The sequence below is a fragment of the Porphyromonadaceae bacterium W3.11 genome (assembly GCA_030434245.1).
Taxonomy (GTDB): Bacteria; Bacteroidota; Bacteroidia; order Bacteroidales; family Porphyromonadaceae; genus Porphyromonas_A.
The window spans coordinates 36,519-56,960 of the sequence record JAUISX010000003.1 but is presented as its reverse complement, the minus strand read 5'-3'; the positions used below and the strand labels follow the sequence as shown (position 1 = coordinate 56,960).

Below are 20,442 nucleotides of genomic sequence, written 5' to 3'. Positions count from 1 at the left end.
CTTATATTAAATCAGCAGTTTTTTGTAAATTGCGGAAACTTTTCATCCTATCGGGATATTACTCAAATTTAAGACATGAAAGAAATAAAAAGCCCTATATCAAGTTTTGATTACATAGTCGTTGGTGGTGGGCTATCTGGACTCTACTCAGCTTACTACTTATCCAAGTCTGGGACGGTAGCCTTGATAGCCTTAGCGACCTTGGAGGATAGCAACTCCTACTATGCCCAGGGAGGGATGGCGGCCGTAACACACTCATCAGATACTCCAGCAGAGCACTATAGTGATACCATGGTAGCAGGTGCTGGACTGTGCGACTCTGAGGCCGTAAGAGTCCTTACAGAGGAAGCACCTGACCGCGTAGAAGAAATGATCCAGCACGGCATGAAGTTTGACACGGTTAATGGAGAGTTAGCAAGAGGGCTAGAAGGTGGACACCATCATCATAGAATCCTCCATGCTGGGGGGGATGCGACAGGGAAGAAAGTCACTCAATTCATGATCGGAGAGATTAAGAGCGAACCTAATATTCAGGTTTTTGAGCAGCATACCCTGATCGAACTTATTATGAGGGATGGTGAGTGCTATGGGGTTTGGGTCATGAATGCGGAGACGAATCAAATAGAAGGGTTTGTCTCTAAGTACACCATATTAGCTACTGGAGGTGCCGCTGCACTCTATCAGCCAACGACCAATCCACCATCGGCCCTTGGAGATGGACTGGCTGTTGCGTATCGTGCTGGAGCGAAAGTCCGAGATATGGAGTTTATCCAATTTCACCCTACGGCACTTCACAAAGAGGGAGCTCCATCTTTCCTGATTAGCGAAGCCGTTAGAGGAGAAGGGGCTCACTTATTAAATCCAGATGGCGAACGCTTTATGCTTAATAGGCACCCACTTGCTGAGCTAGCACCTAGAGACATAGTAGCAAGGGAAATATACAAGGAGATGGATAGGTATAAGGTAGATGAGGTTACGCTATCTCTCAAGCATCTCAACCCCGACTTTATCAAAAAACGATTCCCCACTATTAGCTTAGAGCTGCAGAAGTATGGTGTTGACTTTACTCATGAGATCCCTATTGCCCCCGCCGCTCATTATACTGTTGGAGGGTTGGAGGTGGATCTAAATGGACGCACCTCTATAGAGGGGCTTTTTGCGGTGGGTGAGCTAGCCTCAACGGGCGTTATGGGGGCTAATCGTTTGGCCTCTAATTCGCTTATCGAGTGTACTGTCTTTGCCAAAAAAATCGTTGAGTACGTCAAGCTGAATGACCGTCCAATGATTTCAGATGATGTAGTCCAAAGTCTTGTGCCTACACTCCAGTTAGACCCGACTTTTTCTGAAGAGGAGTGGCGAAGCAGCATAGGGGATAAGCTAATGAGAAAGCTCGGAAAGCAACTGATGAAGAGGGCTGGTATCATTCGCAAAGAGAAGAAGCTACTAAAGGGCTTGCAGAAAATCGAAAAAGTGTTGGATCGCTTAGAAGAAGACCAAAATAGGAGCGTGCAGGTTAGACTGATATACAATAGATACGTGGTGGGCAGTTTGATCATGTTATCTGCACTTCATAGAGAAGAGAGCCGTGGAGGGCATTACCGCAGTGACTTCTCCGAGCGATTACCCGATGATATGAGCTACCACACCATTATTCAAGATAATAAACTAACACACGTTAAGCATCATGGAGAATAATAACTTATTAGACGAATTAATCGACCTCGCGATCAAAGAGGATATCGCGACTGGAGACCTTGCGACGCAGTCTATAATAGCATGTCACGAAAGAGCTACAGCAGTTATCACAGCTAAGGCTGATGGGGTTATATCTGGATTAGGCGTAGCTGAAATGGTGCTTCGCAAGTTGTCAGATGACTATACATTTACCCCTTCCGTAAAGGATGGTGATAAAATTATTAAGGGGCAAGAAGTCTTACGTATTGAAGCCTCTTTTGATGCACTTCTATCTGCTGAAAGATTGATGCTCAACTTTATGCAACGGATGTCTGGGATCGCAACGCATACCCACAAATTGGTTCAACTGATTGATGGCACCAAAGCTAGGCTTCTTGATACTCGCAAGACCGTGCCCGGACATCGTACGACAGACAAACTTGCTGTAAAGCATGGAGGTGGACTTAATCACCGTATGGGGCTCTACGATATGGCGATGCTCAAGGATAATCACATCAAGGCTGCCGGTGGTGTGTACGAAGCCATTACTCAGGCGAAGAGCCAACTCCCCATCTCCATCAAGGTAGAGATAGAGACGACCAATTTGGACGAAGTCAAAGAGGCTATAAAGGCTGGTGCAGATATCATCATGCTAGATAATATGAGTACCGAGATGATGTGCGAAGCGGTTGCTCTCATTGATGGTAGAGCGAAGACCGAAGCCTCTGGAAATATCACCTCTGCTCGTATCCGTGAAGTTGCCGAGACAGGGGTCGATTACATCAGTGTAGGAGCTCTTACACACTCCGTCCAAGCTCTTGACCTGAGTATGAATTTTATTAGTTAAGGTCAGCTCTTATCGTGACCTTAATATCTTTAAGTTAAATTGAGTGGTCACATTTTATGTAGTAGATAGATAATAATACAGCTCTATGAGAGCGAGAAATGTTTTGATCGGAAACGTTTCTCGCTCTTGTTTTTAGTAAAAGCATCCTCTTCGGATTAAAAGTTATAATGGTGATGTCCTATGATACTGTCCCCAAAAAGTGTGTAAGTCCCAAGAATGTTATCTTTGAAAAGTTAAAAACAAAAGATAAACAAGAAGATGAGACTTACACAAATGCAATTTAATGAAATTCTATCAAACTTGATGACAGAGCCAAATGGAGTTGGCCGTTTAATGGAGTTAATCATCGAAATAGCGATGCAAGGGGAGAGGGAACTGTATAAAGAAGATAGTGGCGATGTGAGCAATGGATACCGCTCCCGTCGCATCTTTGCGAGTGGTAATATGCTAGAATTACGAGTACCCCGAACTCGACAGCAGGGCTTCATGCCCTTGATTTTAGGCGTTCTCAAAGATCAAGAGAAAGAGATGGGAGAACTAGCAGGTTATCTATATAGCTGCGGTAATACGATGGAGGATATCTCTGGAGTATTCGAGCGTTTGTATGGTAAACGTTATAGTACGAGTCAAATCAATCGTCTCTCCTTATCGACCCAAGAAGCAGTAGAAGAGTGGCGTCAAAGACGTCTACCGAGGACTTTAGAGGCACTTGTTATCGATGCTACATATCTTCCTGTACGGAGAGGAGAAAGTGTGAGCAAGGAGGCATTTTTTGTAGTGATGAGTTTAGATAGCGAAGGACGTCGAGACATCGTGGGTGTCTATAATAATCCAACAGAGGGAAGCGGCATCTGGGGCGAGTTTTTTGAGGATCTAAAAAGCCGAGGACTCGAAGAGGTAGGACTAATCATTTCAGACGGGTTGAATAACATTGAAGAGGTTGCACGTGAGCACTTTACAGAAGTGGAAGTCCAGCTCTGCACGGTGCATCTACAGCGAGAAATAACTCGAAAGATACGCCCTCGAGATAAGTCAGCCATCGCAAGTGATCTACAGGAGGTCTTTAGTAAAGACGGCTCAAGAAGCTCACCTTTAGATGGCCTAGAGAGCTTTAAAAACTTTGCGTTCAGATGGCGTAAGAGCTATCCTTTTCTCACAAAAATAGCTAACGGTCAGAGGATAGAGTATTACTTCACATACCTAAAATACGACGTCAGTGTTCGCAAGTACATTCATAGTACTAACTGGATAGAACGCTTCAATAGACAGGTAAAGAAAGGGGCTCGATATAAATGTGCATTACCTAGCGTAGAATCCGCTCTACACTTGATAGGTAGTATTGCAATCAATGCAAACTATCTGAAGAAAAGAATAGGAGATCTAACTCTTGGACTTAGGAAGAACAATGAAAAGTAAATAACAACAATGTGCTTTATTTTCCAACACAAAGATATCAACCTAAAAGAATACGGCAAGGCGGTGTCTCCGCGGTGCTACGACAGCCTTGCCTTAATTCTTTATTGGTCTATCTTTAATGTTTATGGAAAACAAAGCGAAAAAATATGTAGGTTTGCTTTTCAGAGACGCATTCTGCCGTACACACTTTTGGGGACACTACCTGTCCTATGGAGTTTTACGATGCTGTCCCCTATCTAGACTGAGTCATGCTTTCAGGTCGTTTTATGCCTTGGTCTCTCTATAATCTGTTCTTTTGTGTGATAATTAACTATAGAGTCTTCTTAAATAACTAACGGTTGTCAAAAAAAGGAAACGGACTTTTTCTCTTGAATCGGGCTTCATCATCAATAAAAAATGTATCTTGTGCTAACTGAGATTAAATTATAGAATGATGACTGAGATACAAAGCGGCCGAGCTGAATCGTTCATACCTAGAGTCGGAATGTGTAAAGCACTCAGTAGATCGCCATCGTGCAACTCTTACTAACAGCAGTTGGAAACGAGAATTTCTGATTAATTAATATACGATAGAGCCAAAATCTATATCTGGCAATATCTACCTAAAAAATAAACATATATACCATGAAAGAGAAAATTACTTTACTATGTACCATGTTACTAGTTGCCTCTACTGTCTTATGTGGGCAGGAGATAATTGGTAGTGCTGCTGCTAATCCAGTAGATAGTGCTGCATCTATAACTTATGACAGTTCCCAATATCGGGTCTATTATCAACTAAGTCGTAGGAAAGTTCCCAAGGGCACTAAGAAAGAGGAGGGCTTTACAGTCTTACAAATTGGTAAAAAGGGATATGTCAAAAATATGGACTACGCAACCTTCCGTACCGACTCCATAATACGTATTGCCGCACGCAATAAAGAGTCTATGGGGAGCTGTTTTGGAAAGTTGATGGGTCTGCATAAGCAGGTCGTACTAGATATAGACCTTTTATTCAGTCCAGCAGATAATCAATTTGTAGTACAAGAAAAAGTCCCCCTTTCTGAGCGATTTCAGTACACCGATGATATAAAGGACCTTGAATGGAATATGGTCGAGGGAGACACCATTGTGGCGGATTATAAGTGCCAAAAGGCACTAACCACCTTTAGAGGGAGAGACTATATAGCGTGGTATGCACCAGAAATTGCTTTACCCTATGGCCCCTATAAGTTTTTTGGATTACCAGGTCTTATCCTATGTATCTATGACACAGATAGAGACTATGTCTTTACCCTCGCTGGTCTTCAAACTATCAATGACTATGACCCCATATTTACCAAAGAAAAGTTCATAAAAGAATCTAGGGAAAATATACAGAGTATGATAGCTAATTACCATGCTGACCCGTCAATAACCATTAGAAACAACTCCAGAATTCATATTGATGAGAAGGATTTAGGAGATATTCCGCCCAAACCTTATAACCCTATAGAGCGACAGTGAATACTGAGCTAGTCTACCAGTCGTAAGAAAAAGTCTTGCACGATGTTTTTATCGTGTAAGGCTTTCGATAATAGACATTCTTCTAACTGCATAAATCCAATGTGTAATGAAGAGAAAAAACACTTTACTATGTATCGTCTTACTCGTTACATGCACGATCTTACAAGGTCAGACAGTAGGGGGAGCAGGAGCAGCTACTGCTGTAGATAGTACAAAGACGATCATTCATGACAGTTCCTTGTATCGTGTCTACTATCAGCTGAGCCGTAGAACTGATCCAGAGGGCAATAAAAAGAAAGAGGGATTTACAGTCCTTCAAATTGGCAAAATAGGGTATTTCAAAAGCTCAGACTACGCATCGCTTCGCACGGACTCCTTGACACGTGTTGCCGCTAGGAATGGAGACTCGTTTGGTTCTTATTTCGGTAAGGCTATGACTTTGGGTAAGCAAATGGTACACGATATAGACCTACTGTACAGCCCCGAAGAAAGTCAATTTATAGTACAGGAAAAAGTCCCCTTCTCAGAGCGATATCAGTACGCGGATGATATAAAGGATCTTGTGTGGTATATGGTAGCGGGGGATAGTATTGTAGCAGAGCAGAAGTGCAAAAAGGCTGTCACTACCTTTAGAGGTAGAGACTATATTTCGTGGTACGCACCAGAGATAACTCTACCGTATGGACCCTACAAGTTTTGTGGATTACCCGGTCTAATCCTATGTATCTATGATACGGATGGAGATTATATCTTTACCATTGCAGGCCTACAAACGATTGATTACTATGATCCTATTTTTACTCGTGAAAAGTTTGTAAAAGAATCTAGGGAGAATATTCAGAAGATGCAAGCCAACTACCATGCTGACCCTGCTTTCTCGATTAGAAATAGGCCCGGTATATACATTTCAGAAGAGGATTTAGCAGAGATTGAGCCATCACCGTACAATCCGATAGAAAGACAGTAACAGAGCTTATTCATATGAAAAAGAGTTATATATCAAGGGGGGTGTACATAGCCATACTTCTGCCATTAGTGATACTTATGTCCCAAGCACAGGTATATGGTACAGCAACTTACCGCTTCTTGATTAAAGATAAAGAGGATCATAGTATTATCTCTAACGCTATCGTACATGCCATAAGTAAGGATGGTAAGATTATTGGGTATAAGCTCTCTAATGAGAAAGGGGTAGCTGAGTTGGTCATAAAGAGTAAAAAACCTCAAAAGTTCAGATTTAGTTTACTTGGCTACGAAATGCTAGAGGTTCCTGTTGATAAAGTAAAGGAGGGAACCTCGAATGAAGTTTTTCTCGAATTTGGCAGTCATCAATTACAGGAGATAACGGTTACTGTTCCTCCCATTAAGGAGAAAGGAGATACCATCGTGTATAATGCCAGCTCATTTGTGGGAATAGAGGATAATTATCTGGATGACCTCCTTAAGAAGCTACCTGGCATCACCGTAAGTACGGCTGGGGTGATTAGCTATCAAGGCAATCCTATTAGTAAATTTTATATCGAAGGACAAGATCTATTAGGGAGCAGATACAATCAAATTACTCAAAACCTAACAGTGGATGCTGTGTCGAATGTAGAAGTCTTGGAAAATCACCAGCACATCAAGATGCTTAAGGATAAAGCCTTCACGGACAAAGCCGCACTTAATATTAAGCTGAAAGAGAAGTTTAAGCTACGACCTGTGGGTGAGGTAACACTAGGGGCAGGAGCTAGTCCATTTCTGTGGAATGCAGAGCTATTCGCCACACAAATCAGTAAGCACAATCAATTTCTGCTAACTGGGAAAACAAATAATAGCGGAGATGATCTCGCAAACTCTGTCGCCGAACTTATCAAATTTGGGACCTTGGATAATTATCAACTCCCACCTCCTCCCTTCTTGAGCATATCTAATCTGGGATCAACCCTTCAAAAAGAGCGGTGGCTGATGAATGAGGCCTACTCATTTGGTACCAACTACTTATATGCTATCAATGAGGATAGCAATCTAAAACTGAATATCGTTGGTTATCTTGATGAACAAGACAAGGATGACTATAATTCAATGAATATCAATGGCCCTCACCCCATTATTATCGAAGAGGGTAAAAACTTCATGACCAAGTGGAGGGAATTTGTGCCCTCTCTTACTTATGAATACAATAGCACGAGTAACTACCTCCTTAATGAACTAAAGTACAAGAATTCGAGGACTAAGCAGAGAGGAGTAATCAATAATCAAAGCAACCAGTATAGCCAAAATATAATTGATGACTATCAGTATATTGAGAATTCTTTGAAATCCACATTCGATCTGAATGAAACGCTCTTAGACCTGATGTCCTTTACTCGCTACCATTGGAGAGAGGAGACACTGCAGACCTTGGATGATACAATCAATCAGACGTACAAGAGCTCTAATTTCGTCACGAATAATTCGCTCTCCTCTCAAGTCGTCAACCGCACTAAACACAAGCTATTTCTTACAGCTCAGTCAAATTATGAGAAGAATCAGTTTCGAAATAGCTCTAAAGTCAATACTTCCCAATTAGAGCTAATACTCAATCCCAAATATACCTATAGCTATCAAGATGATAGCTATATAAATCTAGTGTTACCCATCAAATGGAATCATGATCAGCTGACCTTTGATGAGCACGCTGAAAAGGATCATACCCAACAATACTTCTCGCTCTCACCTAAGCTATTCTGGACCAATAAGTTTAATCAACGCTGGATTATGTCCACGAACATTTCGTATAGCAGACGCTCCTCCATGGCTAACTTTTACTCTCTAGCTCCTACTATGCGTAATTACAGGACCATATATGAGAGTCCTACGACATTACTCACCACCAAATCATTTCAAAGTGGCATTAGAGTTCAGTATAGGAATCTCCTTAAATTATTATTTGCCAATTTCTCAGCATCATTCACTCATAATAATATGGACCATCTCTGGGACTATACCTTTGAAAAAGAGGTCACAAGAATGAAGTTACTGAACATCCCTAATCAAAAACGCTCGTATCTGGCAAATATATCGGTTGATAAGTCCATTACGGCTCACCGACTGACACTAAAAGGAGATATTACTTACAGTGGAAGTCAATACGTTATTTCTCAAAATGGAGTACTTGTAGACAACCTCTCCAATACCATTAACTATTCGACTACATTCAATTGGCAACTTTTAAAATGGATGCACATTCTGTACTCCTTTAATGGGGCTAGTTTTTGGCAAAATAATAAGATGTATGATGCTGAAGTACGGTCGATATTTTCAAATAAACTCAAGTTCTTTTTCTCCATCACACCTAAGCTTCAAACAGCAGTTCGTTACGAGCATAACGCCAACCAAATCGAGTCTGACCGATATGTACATAATCACTTCTTTGATGCCGATCTGAAATATAAAGCCTCATCAAAGATAGAATTTACGGTAAGGCTTAACAACCTATTCAATAACAATGTGTATGAGGTCTATAGCCAATCTGGACTTAATACAACTTACTATAAACTCCCATTAAGAGGACGGGAACTATTAGCCTCGTTCAAATGGAAGTTTTAGACGCTGATAAGAGCTGTTTTTTTCATGAAAAAGGCTTGGCTTTTTTTATTCTATAAACTGGCAGATATTTTTGGTATTGTAACAAATTTGCCTTATCTTTGTCACGCTTGAAGATTCAAGCAAGGGAATATTAAGACATATCGACGACAATTGCGTTTACCTAATTACGAGACGCTTGGTGCTATAAATATATTAAGGAAAGGTGCTAAGTGTTTTCACTACACCTCTTCTTAGACGGCAGTGAGGGTAGGCAAGAGCCCTCACAATTGTCAGTCTCATTTTGAGTTACTGACAAAATACTTATGGGATTTTAAATGATGATTGCAGGTCACCTCAACGTCTTGTGGACGTTGGGGTGATGATTTTTTATACCCATTAGAAGAATACCCCATTTAGTTATATATATTCGATTGTTTTTTTAGGATATTATGTTTTAAAATAGGTACAATATCTTGAAGGTATCGGTACCTTCTTTTTATAACTCCTGTTGGTTTTAATGTAACTTCTGTAGAGATACGTGTTTTTGATGACGGAGCAATTTTCTACGACTGATAGGGTGAACACTAAAAATGTAGTAGATTTGTTGAGCCAATGAATTATACCTTGCCTTTTTATAAAAAAATTATTATGACATGGTCTTCTATCCTTTATCCTAAACCTACGCTTTCGGAAAAACGTTTGCACCATTTTTTTTCTGGTCGTATTGTGATAGTTACGGGTGCATCCTCTGGGATTGGTGAAGCCTTGGCCAGACAGTTGATAAACGTTGGTGCTAATCTGTTGCTGATAGCTCGGCGAGAGGAGCCTTTGCGAAAGCTTTGCGAGGAAGCACACGAAGCAGGGTGCTCTGCAGAGTATTATGCAGTGGACTTACGTGATCCTATAGCTTTGAAACATCTCTGTGAGGAACTACCGCAGAGGCTTTCTCAGGTCGATTACTTTTTTGCCAATGCCGGTAAGTCTATTTGTCGCTCACTCTTGGAGTCGCTCAATCGGGCACATGACTTTGATCGTACGATAGACCTCAATTATAGAGCAGTTGTACATCTATCTTTAGCCCTCATCCCGTTGCTTTCCAAGACGCAGGGTGCTATCATATATACTTCATCAGTTAGTTTACTCTATCCATATGCCCCTCGATGGAGTGCCTATCATGCTTCTAAGGGAGCGGCAGATATCTGGTGCCAGACTGCAGCATTAGAGCTTCGTTATGTAGGATGTTCACTCGGTATTGCCTATATGCCTCTGGTGGATACGCCTATGTCTGCAGCAAATGAGCTGTATCGTAATCTTCCCTCATATTCAGCTGACGATGCGGCACAAATCTTATGTCGCTTAGCGATTAGTCGTAGGCGTACGTATATTCCGTGGTGGGCAAGAGTTACGGCTCCTCTTGCACGACTCTGCTCTCCTTTGGTACGTACTTATTATCGATCCTTTCCCTAATTCTTTTGAAGCTGATATTTTTAATTTAGTTAAATTGGTTCGTCTAAAGATAATTCCATAGCATATTAACGCACAAGATCATTATTTCAACTATGAAATCGATTATACCCAGTACATATTCTCTATGGCGAGCCTTATGGCAGCTCCGTTTTATTACCCCTAAAGGGATCTTTTATTGGGGTGAGAGTATTTTTCGTGAAGGGGTTACTCTAATGGCTTTACTTCGATTCTCCGCCAAGAGTTATCCTAATCAGCTTGCTCTGGTGTCCAATGATGAGAAGATAACGTATTCCTCCCTGTACCGATCTGCTCAATCACTTACTTATCTGCTCTATAGACATTATGGACTTCGTAGAGGTATGCGTGTCGCTCTCCTCTGTCGTAATCATGCGTTAGTACCTTTTATCCTCGCTGCACTTTCTAGGCTAGGGGTGGCCGCTCATTTGCTCAATACAGATATGGGAGCAGAGAAACTTGGTCAGCTATTGGCTTCCAAGCATCGGTATGATCTATTTATTATTGATTCATCACTGATGGAGGGTTTTGAATTGTCTCTTAAAGGAGAACGAGTGGTGTATTCTGAGCAGCTATCTCAGGAACTTCAAGATTCCGCACTGACAGCTAGTATCTCTCTTCCATATATATGGAGAGGAGCTGAGATGACAGTCCTTTCGGGAGGCTCCAGTGGTCATTACCATGAGGCTGCCCGTCGTCCCTCCGCCGTACAGTTTTTACCCCCTTTGGTCGCTCTCCTTAGGCAGATCGGTATCCATCGCTATAAGAGTGTTTATATCGCTCTACCTTTGTATCATGGCTTTGGCTTGGCCACTTTGATTACTTCGTTGGTGATGGGTAAGATGGTCGTGCTCACACGTCGTTTTTATACAGAGGAAGCCCTTCATACAATTGAAAAGTACCAGGTGCAGGTAATGCCTTTGGTGCCTGTAATGTTGGCAAGGTTACTTCAAGAGGATGGAGCCTCAGAACAGTTACGCTCACTCCGTTGCATCTTATCCGGAGGTGATCGCTTGGAGCGTAAACTTGTTACTGACACAGAGCGTTTGTTAGGAAAAGTGCTGTATAATCTTTATGGCACTTCTGAGGCTGGCTTTTTTCTCCTTGCTACTCCAGTAGATCTTGCTAATAACAAACAAACGACTCTAGGCAAACCTATTGCGGGGGTGTATTGTCGTATCGAACGCCCCGATGATCAAGGTATTGGTACGCTATGGGTGCGATCTCGTTGGGCGATGAACGGTCGTCGCAATCGGTGGCAATCAACGGGGGACAGAATGTGCCGTAATAAGTTCGGCTACTATTTTCATGAGGGGCGTGTCGACTCAATGATCGTCAGTGGAGGGGAGAACCTCTATCCTGATGTGGTGGAGCGTACTATAGCAGCACATCCAGCTGTTCTTACCGTACAAGTACGACCAATTCCTCATCCTCAATGGGGACAAGTCTTGGAGGCTCTGGTAGAGCTTCACCCTAATCATTCTCTTAGTGAAAAGAACCTTAGAGAGTGGCTACGCCCTCGTATAGCACGTCATGAGATGCCTCATAGGATATATTTTGGTAAGGTACATCTTTTAGAGACTGGGAAACGACGTTGGGAGAGGTGATAGTATACTTCTTATCATATGTTATTCATCGATGGGAATACACCTCTTAGATAAAAGGATAGGTTTATACTAGAGCTTCAAGCACGGGTATTATTCACCTTCTCTTTCTTGAAATGCTATTTGGGGGAGATTATGGTAAATTTTATTTCTTAGATAAATAAGAGGGTTGATGCTATTGATTATTGGTGGATATGGCTTCTGCCAACATCTCCTGACGAAGTCGCTTACGTTCTCTAAAGTACCATGCGAATGCTACCGCCCCTTTGAGAATAGAGCTGATACTGATGATCCACCAAAGGACGATGATATCGGAAAAGATGGGCAGTAGTATCAGGGCGAATGGAATGCGTAGGAGGTTACCTACCATACTGATAAGTGATGGCGGTAGGGTGCGTCGGATCCCGTAGAAAAATCCCTGTGATGTGATCTCTAGCATTGAGAATATCTGGGCAATGGCTTGTATCTTAAGGTAGGTGGCTCCTGCTTTGTATGCCGCTTCCTCTGGGACAATGAGACGGAAGAGCGATTCTCCCCAAAAGAAGTAAAAGAAGAAGCCAAAGAGACCAACCCCAAGGGCAAGTTTGAGTGTAAAACGGAAAGCGGATATTATCCTATCCCTCTTTCCTGCCCCAAAGTTTTGTGAGACGAATGAGCTGAGGGCTGTAGAAAAACCTTGTGCTGTGTTCCAGCAGATCCCCTCTAGTTGTCCACCTGTGGTTAGGGTCATCACACCGATGTAACCACCAAATTGTGAGGCGATTCGTCCAAGAGCCATATTAATGAGAGCAAAAAGGCTATTCATAATCGCTACCGGCATCCCTAGCTTCAGTATAGTGCTACTGATCTTTCCTTGTAACTTAGTGAAAATCTGAATCCCCCCCAGTAGTTTATCCCGTTTTAATATCTGTATGAGGAAGAGAGTGAGTCCGATGGCCTGTGAAAGTACTGTAGCACAAGCGGCTCCCTTTATTCCGAGATCTAAGAGAAAGATGAAGATAGGATCCAGGACCATATTCAGCACTAGACCAATCGTGCTGATGATGAAGGGTATCTTAGAGTGTCCTGAGGCATTGTAAGTGCCAGTATAAGAGACCATCATGAAGATTAGGGGCATCCCCAAAGCTGCAATTCTTAGGTACTCTACACCCATCTGATGGATATGAGGTTCCAGTTGGTAAAAGCCAATGAGAGGTCCTGCTAGTAACCCATAGATAAGCATCATGCCAACCCCCATGATGAAGGCAATGGTGGAGGTGTGACTGGCATAGGTAGCTGCGTCATCTAGCTCTCCTCTCCCGATGGCGTTAGCAACCGTTACTTCCGAACCTACCTTATTGACAAGAGAGAATGAATTTGCAAGCCATATGAAGACTGAGGCCGCTCCTGCTGCCGCCACAGACTCTCCACTCAGTCGCCCCAGCCATGCCATATCGGTAAAGCTGTAAAGCAACTGTAGGAGGGAAGTCCCTAGGATAGGGATTGCTAGGCGTGTGATATGTCCGCCTATATGACCTGTAGTGAGATTTTTTACTTCTCTCGCCTTGCTCATTTATGTCACTAATTATAGACTTTATATCATCGATTTTTGACCGCTAGCATTCCGCAGGCAGCCGAGATATCTTCTCCTCTTGATCGACGAATGGTACAGCGAAGACCGTTTCGATTGAGGTAGTTTTCAAACCAAATGATTTGGCTCTCAAATGAAGAGTTGAGCTGAACATTCGGAATGGCATGGTATCTAATGAGATTGACCCTGCAATCCAGTGGGTGTAAAAGTTGGATCAGCTTATCTGCATGGTTCTGAGTGTCATTCATCCCACCAAAGATAATGTACTCAAAACTCAGTCTCCTCTGACCTGAAAAGTCGTAGTCTGCTAAAGTTTCTATCACTTTAGAGATAGGGTATGCCTTTTCCACCGGCATCAATTTCTGTCGCTCCTCACCAAATGGATTATGAAGGCTGATGGCTAGGTGTACGTTAGTCTCTTTTAGTAATCTTTTCAGCCCCGAACGAACCCCAATAGTACTGACAGTAATCCGTTTTGGACTCCATCCCAATCCATAATCGGCAGTGAGGATTTCAATGGTTTTGGCTACTGCTTCGTAGTTATCAAGTGGCTCTCCCATACCCATAAATACTAAGTTGGATAGACTTTCGGAGTGGGGGATGGATAGGACTTGATTGATAATATCGCCAGAGGTGAGATTTGCATGAAATCCCATCTTGCCAGTCGCACAGAAGTAGCAATCCATCTTACATCCTACCTGACTACTCACGCAGATGGTAGCTCTGTTACCATCAGGAATATAGACGGTCTCAAAGAGTGCCTCTGGATCATCCATGGTCTGAAAAAGGTACTTCTCAGTGCCATCAATAGATGTCTGAGTGGTGACGGGCTTGCTCCTACCTATGGAGTAAAACGTATTTAGTTTCTCGCGTAGGACCTTGGGGAGGTTCGTCATGTCATCGAATGATGTCGCTCCCTTCTGATAGAGCCATTCTGCTATTTGACGTCCTCTGAACCGAGGCTCAGCCATTCTAGATACTAGCTCCTGTAATTCATCTAGGGTTTTTCCTAGTAGTGCTTCTTTCATCATTTTATTTCCTCTACCTCAGTTAAATTGTACCAGAGATACCCTCGTGTCTGAAATCCACTGTTCTGAAAGTGCTTCATGTAACGTAGTACTTGTCGATGGTATCTAGAGTCTTTTTGTCCGAACTTATAATCAATTATAGTGGCTTCCTTTTTGTTATCCTCATATTGGTCTAGGATAACTCTATCGGGACGGAGTGTTTTGCGTTCCATTTTGTTGTATAGCATGGCTTCATTGAGGATGGTACGATGACATAGGGTGGGGTGCATCTTTTGTTTTTCATCCTCCAGCATAAACCAATCTTGTATAGTTGGATTATCCTTAATACTCTCTTGAGCTATATTTAGTAGTCCCAGGTACTCATCCTCACTGATGTCGTGCTGTAGTACTAGCCTTTTCAATGCTTTTTCGATGTCTTTCGTATCTAGAGACCGTGACATGACGTCGTGAAGCATAATCCCTTTTTCAGTGTATTCATCGGAATACTTTTTTGAATCACGTACCCCAGACTCTGTGTTGAGTAAGGAGTTGGGAACGAAGGATCTTTGTAATGTGATGGGTGGTACTTGAGCCATTGTTGGCTTAGATGCTTTGTCACTCTTTTCACCATATACTTTAGGAATGCCCGCCCCTTCTATATTTATCCTATTATGGATGATGTCGCTAACAAGATTAAATGGTTCCTTAGAACTAACCTTATTGCAAACAACGTATAATCGATTGACAGCACGAGTAAATGCTACGTATAGGAGGTTAAGATTATCCATATAATTTTCCTCATAAATACGCTTATACAGCCCGCCCAAATTGGAGTTCAGGTGAGTTTGAGATGTGGTGTCGGGGACGATATAGTGAGAGAAGAGTGGAATCTCGCCAGGTAATTCAAAGCCTTTAATGTCTTCTCGGCTACAGATCGTGATGCCATAACCTGAGTTTTTACTGATTTTCCAATCGGCAAAAGGTAGTATGACAATCGGAAATTCAAGGCCTTTGGACTTATGGATAGTTAGAATCTGAATAGCATTCAGATCGGCATCCCCCATCTCTATATACTTTTTATCCTTAATATTGTCCCACCAAATGCAGAATTGGACGTATGTCGGGGTCCTCTTCTCCATAAATTCTGTCACAAGATCTAGGAAGGCATTGAGATATATCTTTTCCTCATTCGGAATGTCGCCTAGCTGTGTGACGATTTGGAGAGAAAATTCTAGGATAGAGTATTGCTCTGCAGGTAAGTGGAGTAGGGTATCTTTGATACTCTGTACATCTACAGGGGTATGCTCATTGTAAAAGAACCTCTTCAGCATTACCTCCAGAATGACGTCTGTGGAGTATGCTCCCTTCAGTACCTGGTGACGTATCGTCGCCACGATGATTTGGACAATCGTCGAGTGGTTTATGAGGAGGGCTTCGTTTGATAGAAACTTATATGTCTCTGGATGAGAGTCAGGTGAAGTCCCATCTAAAGCCTCCACTGAGAATGACTCAAGCATCGCCGCAATCGTTACAGCCTCCTTATTATCTCTAACAAGGAAGGCGATATCTCGGGGCTCGTATCCACTATCTATACACTCGTCAATATAGCTCTTTAGTCGCTCAGCTTGCTTGATGGTTATTCCTTTAACCAGCTCTTCTTGTTCTCCTTTTTTCTCCTTCTCCGCAAGTACTACACTGACATATCCTTGGTCTGTACTCTCATTTTTACCTACTTTCTGTTCTACTCCCTCGTTATAAACAGTAGCTACTTTCTTTTGTGTTCCTGAATCCATAGCACTTTTAATGCTTGTATGAGATTCGAAGTCGTAGATGTTATTGAAGAAAGTGTTATTGAAATTGATAATGTTCCCATCGCTACGCCAGTTGGTTCCTAATAATCTTTCTTCAACTCTGTGATTGAAATCCTCTCCCACTTTACTATTTAGGATGGAACTATCTGCACCACGCCATCTGTAGATGCTTTGCTTAACATCCCCCACGAGGTAGCTATCCTTATTTCCTTCTCCACTGTCTAAGGATTCCTCTAGGAGTGGACGAAAGTTTTCCCACTGTGTATGATTGGTGTCTTGGAATTCATCAATCATATAGTTACTAATCTTCCCACCAACCTTTTCATAGATGAAAGGAACACTGGAGCCCGCAATGATCTCTTTCATCAAGTCGTTAACCTCGCTGATTAGTAGTATGTTATTATCATTTTGATAATCTTCTAGCTTACTCTTTAGTGCCCTCATGATAGGAATGAGGTCGAGGTGCTTGATAAGAATGTTAGCGGTGGTATGCTTACTTGTATGTTTATTAACAACATCTATAAAGAATTTGAGGAGAGGGATTAATTCTGGCTTGACCTTCTCTAGTTTATCTTTTGACTCGGGGCAAGCAGGATTTTTTTTGTATAGATCAAAATCCTCTCCTTTTTCCACCTTAGATTGGACCGTTTTGTGGAAAATATAGCCACTATCAATACAATCCTTAATGAAGTCAGAGACTTCATTAGTGAAAAACTTTTTCAGAAAAGTATAATATGAATCTTCGGCTAGTTGGATATCATTGTCTAAGAGATTTCTAATCTTCTCCAAAACTTCGCCAATTTCTTCTTCAGCCGCTGTAATAATACTTTTAAGGGCTACTTTCTGTCTTGCAATATTCTCTGGAGTGTACTCATCACTCTCTGTGATGATTTGTTCATACTCAGAATATAGTAGCTTCTCTGCTACACTAGCTGCACTTTGCTGGACATTGAACCTATTACCTTCCTTAAGAGCCTCATCGTATAAGGTTTGTACCCATTTGAAGATCGGATCTTCTTTGTCCAGCTCCCGAAGAAGCTTCTCTAGAGACGTGTTGATGGCTTCAGTATTACTTAGTTCTATCTCGGCACCTGCTTTAGCACTGCTTAATTCAAATACAAAGCTCTTTACTACCTCCTGAAAAAAGGAGTCTATGGTCTGTACTCTGAAAGAAGTATAATCTCCTAAAATTTCTTTTAGCAACTCAGTAGCCCCGTCTTGATAGCGAGACTTAAGAGATTGGTAGTCTAGGGTGGGGGTATCATGGCGTTGCTCCTCTATGATTTGTTGGAGCATAGAACTATCTTCCCCGATACTCATTTTATAGAGCTCGTCTAGAATACGCTCACGTAGCTCTGCTGTAGCTTTGTTGGTGAAGGTGACGATCAGTATGTGTCGGAACCTCTCCGGCTCGCGATACTTTTCACCCACACCTAATAGCAGAGCTATATACTCCTTCACAAGGGTGAATGTCTTACCACTCCCAGCAGAGGCCTTATATATGATTAGATTCTTTGCGGTGCCTTTCACGGTCATACCTTATAGCCCCATCCTCTAAGCAGGTCTTTGACTCTATCTACTAAGTTACCCTGAATGATTATTTCTCCATCTTTTACGGAGCCACCCACCCCACAAGAGACTTTAAGCCTCTTGCCTAGGTCCGTAAGGTCTTCGTCTTTTCCTTCGAACCCATTGATAAGAGTCACCATCTTCCCACCGCGTCCCTTACGTTCCATCCTTACTTTCAAGCGTTGTTGTGCAGGAGGAGGTGTGATGATGTCGTCATCCGATTGGTTGATGCTATCAATGTAGTCGCTATTAGTGGAGTATATTAAGCCCCCAGCTCTTTTCTTTGACATAGTCGTTATTATTCTTTTTTTGAAAGAATTTCTATTAGCTTCTGATCATCTTGTAGAAGGTCCAATGCTAGATTAGCCGTAGGATCTTTTTCTAGAGTGACTTGGTACTGCCCTTTAGCTCCAAAGTAGTGCTGAGCGAGGAGCCCACGCATCATGTTCTTGGTTTGTTCTTTGCTAGCAGCAAGATCTTTTCTGAGATTAGGGGTCAGAGTCGCTCGTAACGCTTCAAAAGCTTCTTTACTCTGTTCTTCAAATCCTTCAAACTCCGCCAGCTCCTTTAGCTGGTCTAGAGCACGAAGACTCATCTCTGAGGGTTTGAATTTCTTCTCCTCTAGGTAAGCAATAAATCGTTCGTAGTCTTCGTCTGTGATCTTAACGTCACCGACGTTATTAATGTTTGGACGCTCAATGTATAGCTGGTTAGTAAATTGGAATATCTCTCCCTGGTTCATTAGCTGGAATACCAGTAGAGATAGGCTCTCGTCCTTTACTTCAATATCAGGGCGAATTCCACCGCCATCCCTAACGGGTCTACCATTAGCTGTATAGAATACTTTTGTGAGACTATCAGGCACAGCCGCTACTGAACCATCTGGATTTCTGTGGGAGTAATCGAGCTGCTGGATACATCTACCACTTGGGATAAAGTACCGAGAAATGGTCACCTTAAGTATCCCATCGTTCGGTGCTGGAAGTGTGGTCTGGACCAAACCTTTACCAAAACTCTTACTGCCGATGAGTACAGCCCTATCTAAGTCTTGAAGAGCTCCTGCTACGATCTCACTGGCTGACGCCGATGAGCCATTGATTAGAACAGCAAGAGGCATATTAAGAGCGATTGGATCTGATTCTGTGAAATATTCTTTGGAGGTCTCTGGCATACGCCCTTCAGTGTAGAGGACTTTCGTACCTTTGGGTACGAACATGCCGATAATGTCGATTGCCTGATCCATAACACCTCCAGTATTACTACGGAGGTCTAGTATAAGACGTTTGAGTTTCCCTGTTTTATTCAGGTTGTCAAATGCGTCTTTGACATTGTCATAGCTTTTGTCAGTAAAAGAGGATAGCCTGATAAATCCAATGCTATCTCGATAAATAGCACTATGAACTACCTGGTCCACCTTAACGTTGTCACGAGTGATGGTTACTTCTACCGGCTCCTCTATGCCAAGCTTTTTAAGCTTTACCTTGACGGTTGTTCCGATAGGGCCTTTCAGTTTGCCACTTACCGTAGCAGGGGTCCCTGGAACTACACTTTCACCATTTATCTCTAAGAATGCGTCGCCCATTTTAAGTCCCGCACGCTCGGCTGGAGATCCTGGCATAGGATCTTGCACGTACACTATGCTATCAACTAATTGGATATAGGCTCCGATACCTCCGTATTGTCCAGTGGTCATAAACGTAAAGTTGTCTCGCTCCACTTCAGGCATGTATTCAGTATATGGGTCTAACTGAGCTAGCATTGCATTGATGCCTACTTGTGTGACTTTCTGTACATCGATGGTATCAACATAATAGTTGTTGGCTCCAATAAGCACGGTGCGGAATATATCCACCGCTCGTCTTACATCCAATTGACTCTTTCCATTCGTGTCACTTTGTGCTGAGGTCAGTGCTGGCAATAGTATAAGACAAAGCAGCAAAGCGATAGGTCTAATTTTTTTCATATTTATAGTGTATGTTTCTATTAATCTATATCCTTAGAGGTATCAAGAGGACACCTATTTATATTAGTGCAAATTTCGTTTTTTTCTTGCACCTAAACAACCGATCTATTCCTAATATATTAAAAATCAACTTTTTTTATCTCTAATCTAAGGCGTTTATTCCTACTTTAAGTAATGAATTGGTTTTATTTCTGTCTAAGGAATATAATAAAGCTTTTTTATGAATATTATTATGAGGTGGTTTTTATTCCTATTGTCTATATCTGTTTTAGGGTATATATCAAATTAAAGGGAAGAATAAGTAAGTGAAGAACCAATTTGCTAATGGATTTAGATAAGTGGACATTACAATTGTCTCTTTGGATATTACATATTAAAATATTTTAAAAACTAGTATGTGTTATTTGAATGTTAATATCCACTGTAAATTATCTATTTGTATGTAAAAAGCATTCCTTATTTCTT

Annotated in this window: 13 protein-coding genes; 8 read left to right on the top strand and 5 right to left on the bottom strand. The window is 42.0% G+C overall.

Translation table 11 applies throughout. The annotated features are described in order from the left end of the window. The first annotated feature begins 75 nt into the window (after nucleotides 1-75). From nadB to QYZ87_05240, 8 genes are all read left to right on the top strand, one after another. Nucleotides 76-1,695, top strand: a complete 1,620-nt coding sequence (gene nadB, locus QYZ87_05275; protein MDN4753942.1) for an L-aspartate oxidase — start codon at nucleotides 76-78, stop codon at nucleotides 1,693-1,695. Continuing rightward, nucleotides 1,685-2,521, top strand: coding sequence for a carboxylating nicotinate-nucleotide diphosphorylase (gene nadC, locus QYZ87_05270; GenBank protein ID MDN4753941.1), 837 nt, complete (start codon nucleotides 1,685-1,687; stop codon nucleotides 2,519-2,521). The genes nadB and nadC overlap by 11 nt, the downstream gene beginning before the upstream one ends. A gap of 273 nt (nucleotides 2,522-2,794) precedes the next feature. Then, nucleotides 2,795-3,937, top strand: a complete 1,143-nt coding sequence (locus QYZ87_05265; protein MDN4753940.1) for an IS256 family transposase — start codon at nucleotides 2,795-2,797, stop codon at nucleotides 3,935-3,937. Nucleotides 3,938-4,561: 624 nt separating this feature from the next. Then, on the top strand, nucleotides 4,562-5,422 hold the full coding sequence (locus QYZ87_05260) for a GLPGLI family protein (protein MDN4753939.1): 861 nt from the start codon (nucleotides 4,562-4,564) through the stop codon (nucleotides 5,420-5,422). 106 nt (nucleotides 5,423-5,528) lie between these two features. Continuing rightward, on the top strand, nucleotides 5,529-6,389 hold the full coding sequence (locus QYZ87_05255) for a GLPGLI family protein (GenBank protein ID MDN4753938.1): 861 nt from the start codon (nucleotides 5,529-5,531) through the stop codon (nucleotides 6,387-6,389). 14 nt (nucleotides 6,390-6,403) lie between these two features. Beyond that, the gene (locus tag QYZ87_05250; protein ID MDN4753937.1) at nucleotides 6,404-8,992 is read left to right on the top strand and encodes a hypothetical protein; all 2,589 of its coding nucleotides are present in this window, start codon (nucleotides 6,404-6,406) and stop codon (nucleotides 8,990-8,992) included. Between the two features lie 627 nt (nucleotides 8,993-9,619). After that, nucleotides 9,620-10,438 carry an SDR family NAD(P)-dependent oxidoreductase gene (locus tag QYZ87_05245; protein MDN4753936.1) on the top strand — a complete coding sequence of 273 codons (819 nt, stop codon included), beginning with the start codon at nucleotides 9,620-9,622 and terminating at the stop codon, nucleotides 10,436-10,438. A gap of 92 nt (nucleotides 10,439-10,530) precedes the next feature. Then, nucleotides 10,531-12,060, top strand: a complete 1,530-nt coding sequence (locus QYZ87_05240) for an AMP-binding protein (protein MDN4753935.1) — start codon at nucleotides 10,531-10,533, stop codon at nucleotides 12,058-12,060. 172 nt (nucleotides 12,061-12,232) lie between these two features. Here QYZ87_05240 and QYZ87_05235 read toward each other — a convergent pair whose 3' ends face one another. Genes QYZ87_05235 through QYZ87_05215 form a run of 5 tightly spaced genes read right to left on the bottom strand, consistent with a single transcriptional unit; the run spans nucleotide 12,233 to nucleotide 19,977 of the window. Next, complete coding sequence (locus tag QYZ87_05235; GenBank protein ID MDN4753934.1) at nucleotides 12,233-13,609, bottom strand: MATE family efflux transporter; 1,377 nt, start codon at nucleotides 13,607-13,609, stop codon at nucleotides 12,233-12,235. A 26-nt stretch (nucleotides 13,610-13,635) separates the two neighbouring features. Further along, nucleotides 13,636-14,658 carry a 23S rRNA (adenine(2503)-C(2))-methyltransferase RlmN gene (rlmN, locus tag QYZ87_05230; GenBank protein ID MDN4753933.1) on the bottom strand — a complete coding sequence of 341 codons (1,023 nt, stop codon included), beginning with the start codon at nucleotides 14,656-14,658 and terminating at the stop codon, nucleotides 13,636-13,638. Next, entirely contained in the window at nucleotides 14,655-17,981 is a 3,327-nt protein-coding gene (locus QYZ87_05225) for a UvrD-helicase domain-containing protein (protein MDN4753932.1), read from the bottom strand. Before QYZ87_05225 ends, rlmN begins: the two co-directional genes overlap by 4 nt. Continuing rightward, nucleotides 17,978-18,304: a translation initiation factor gene (locus QYZ87_05220; GenBank protein MDN4753931.1), complete on the bottom strand. Its 327-nt coding sequence runs from the start codon at nucleotides 18,302-18,304 to the stop codon at nucleotides 17,978-17,980. Before QYZ87_05220 ends, QYZ87_05225 begins: the two co-directional genes overlap by 4 nt. 8 nt (nucleotides 18,305-18,312) lie before the next feature. Further along, on the bottom strand, nucleotides 18,313-19,977 hold the full coding sequence (locus QYZ87_05215; protein ID MDN4753930.1) for a S41 family peptidase: 1,665 nt from the start codon (nucleotides 19,975-19,977) through the stop codon (nucleotides 18,313-18,315). Nucleotides 19,978-20,442 lie beyond the last annotated feature (465 nt).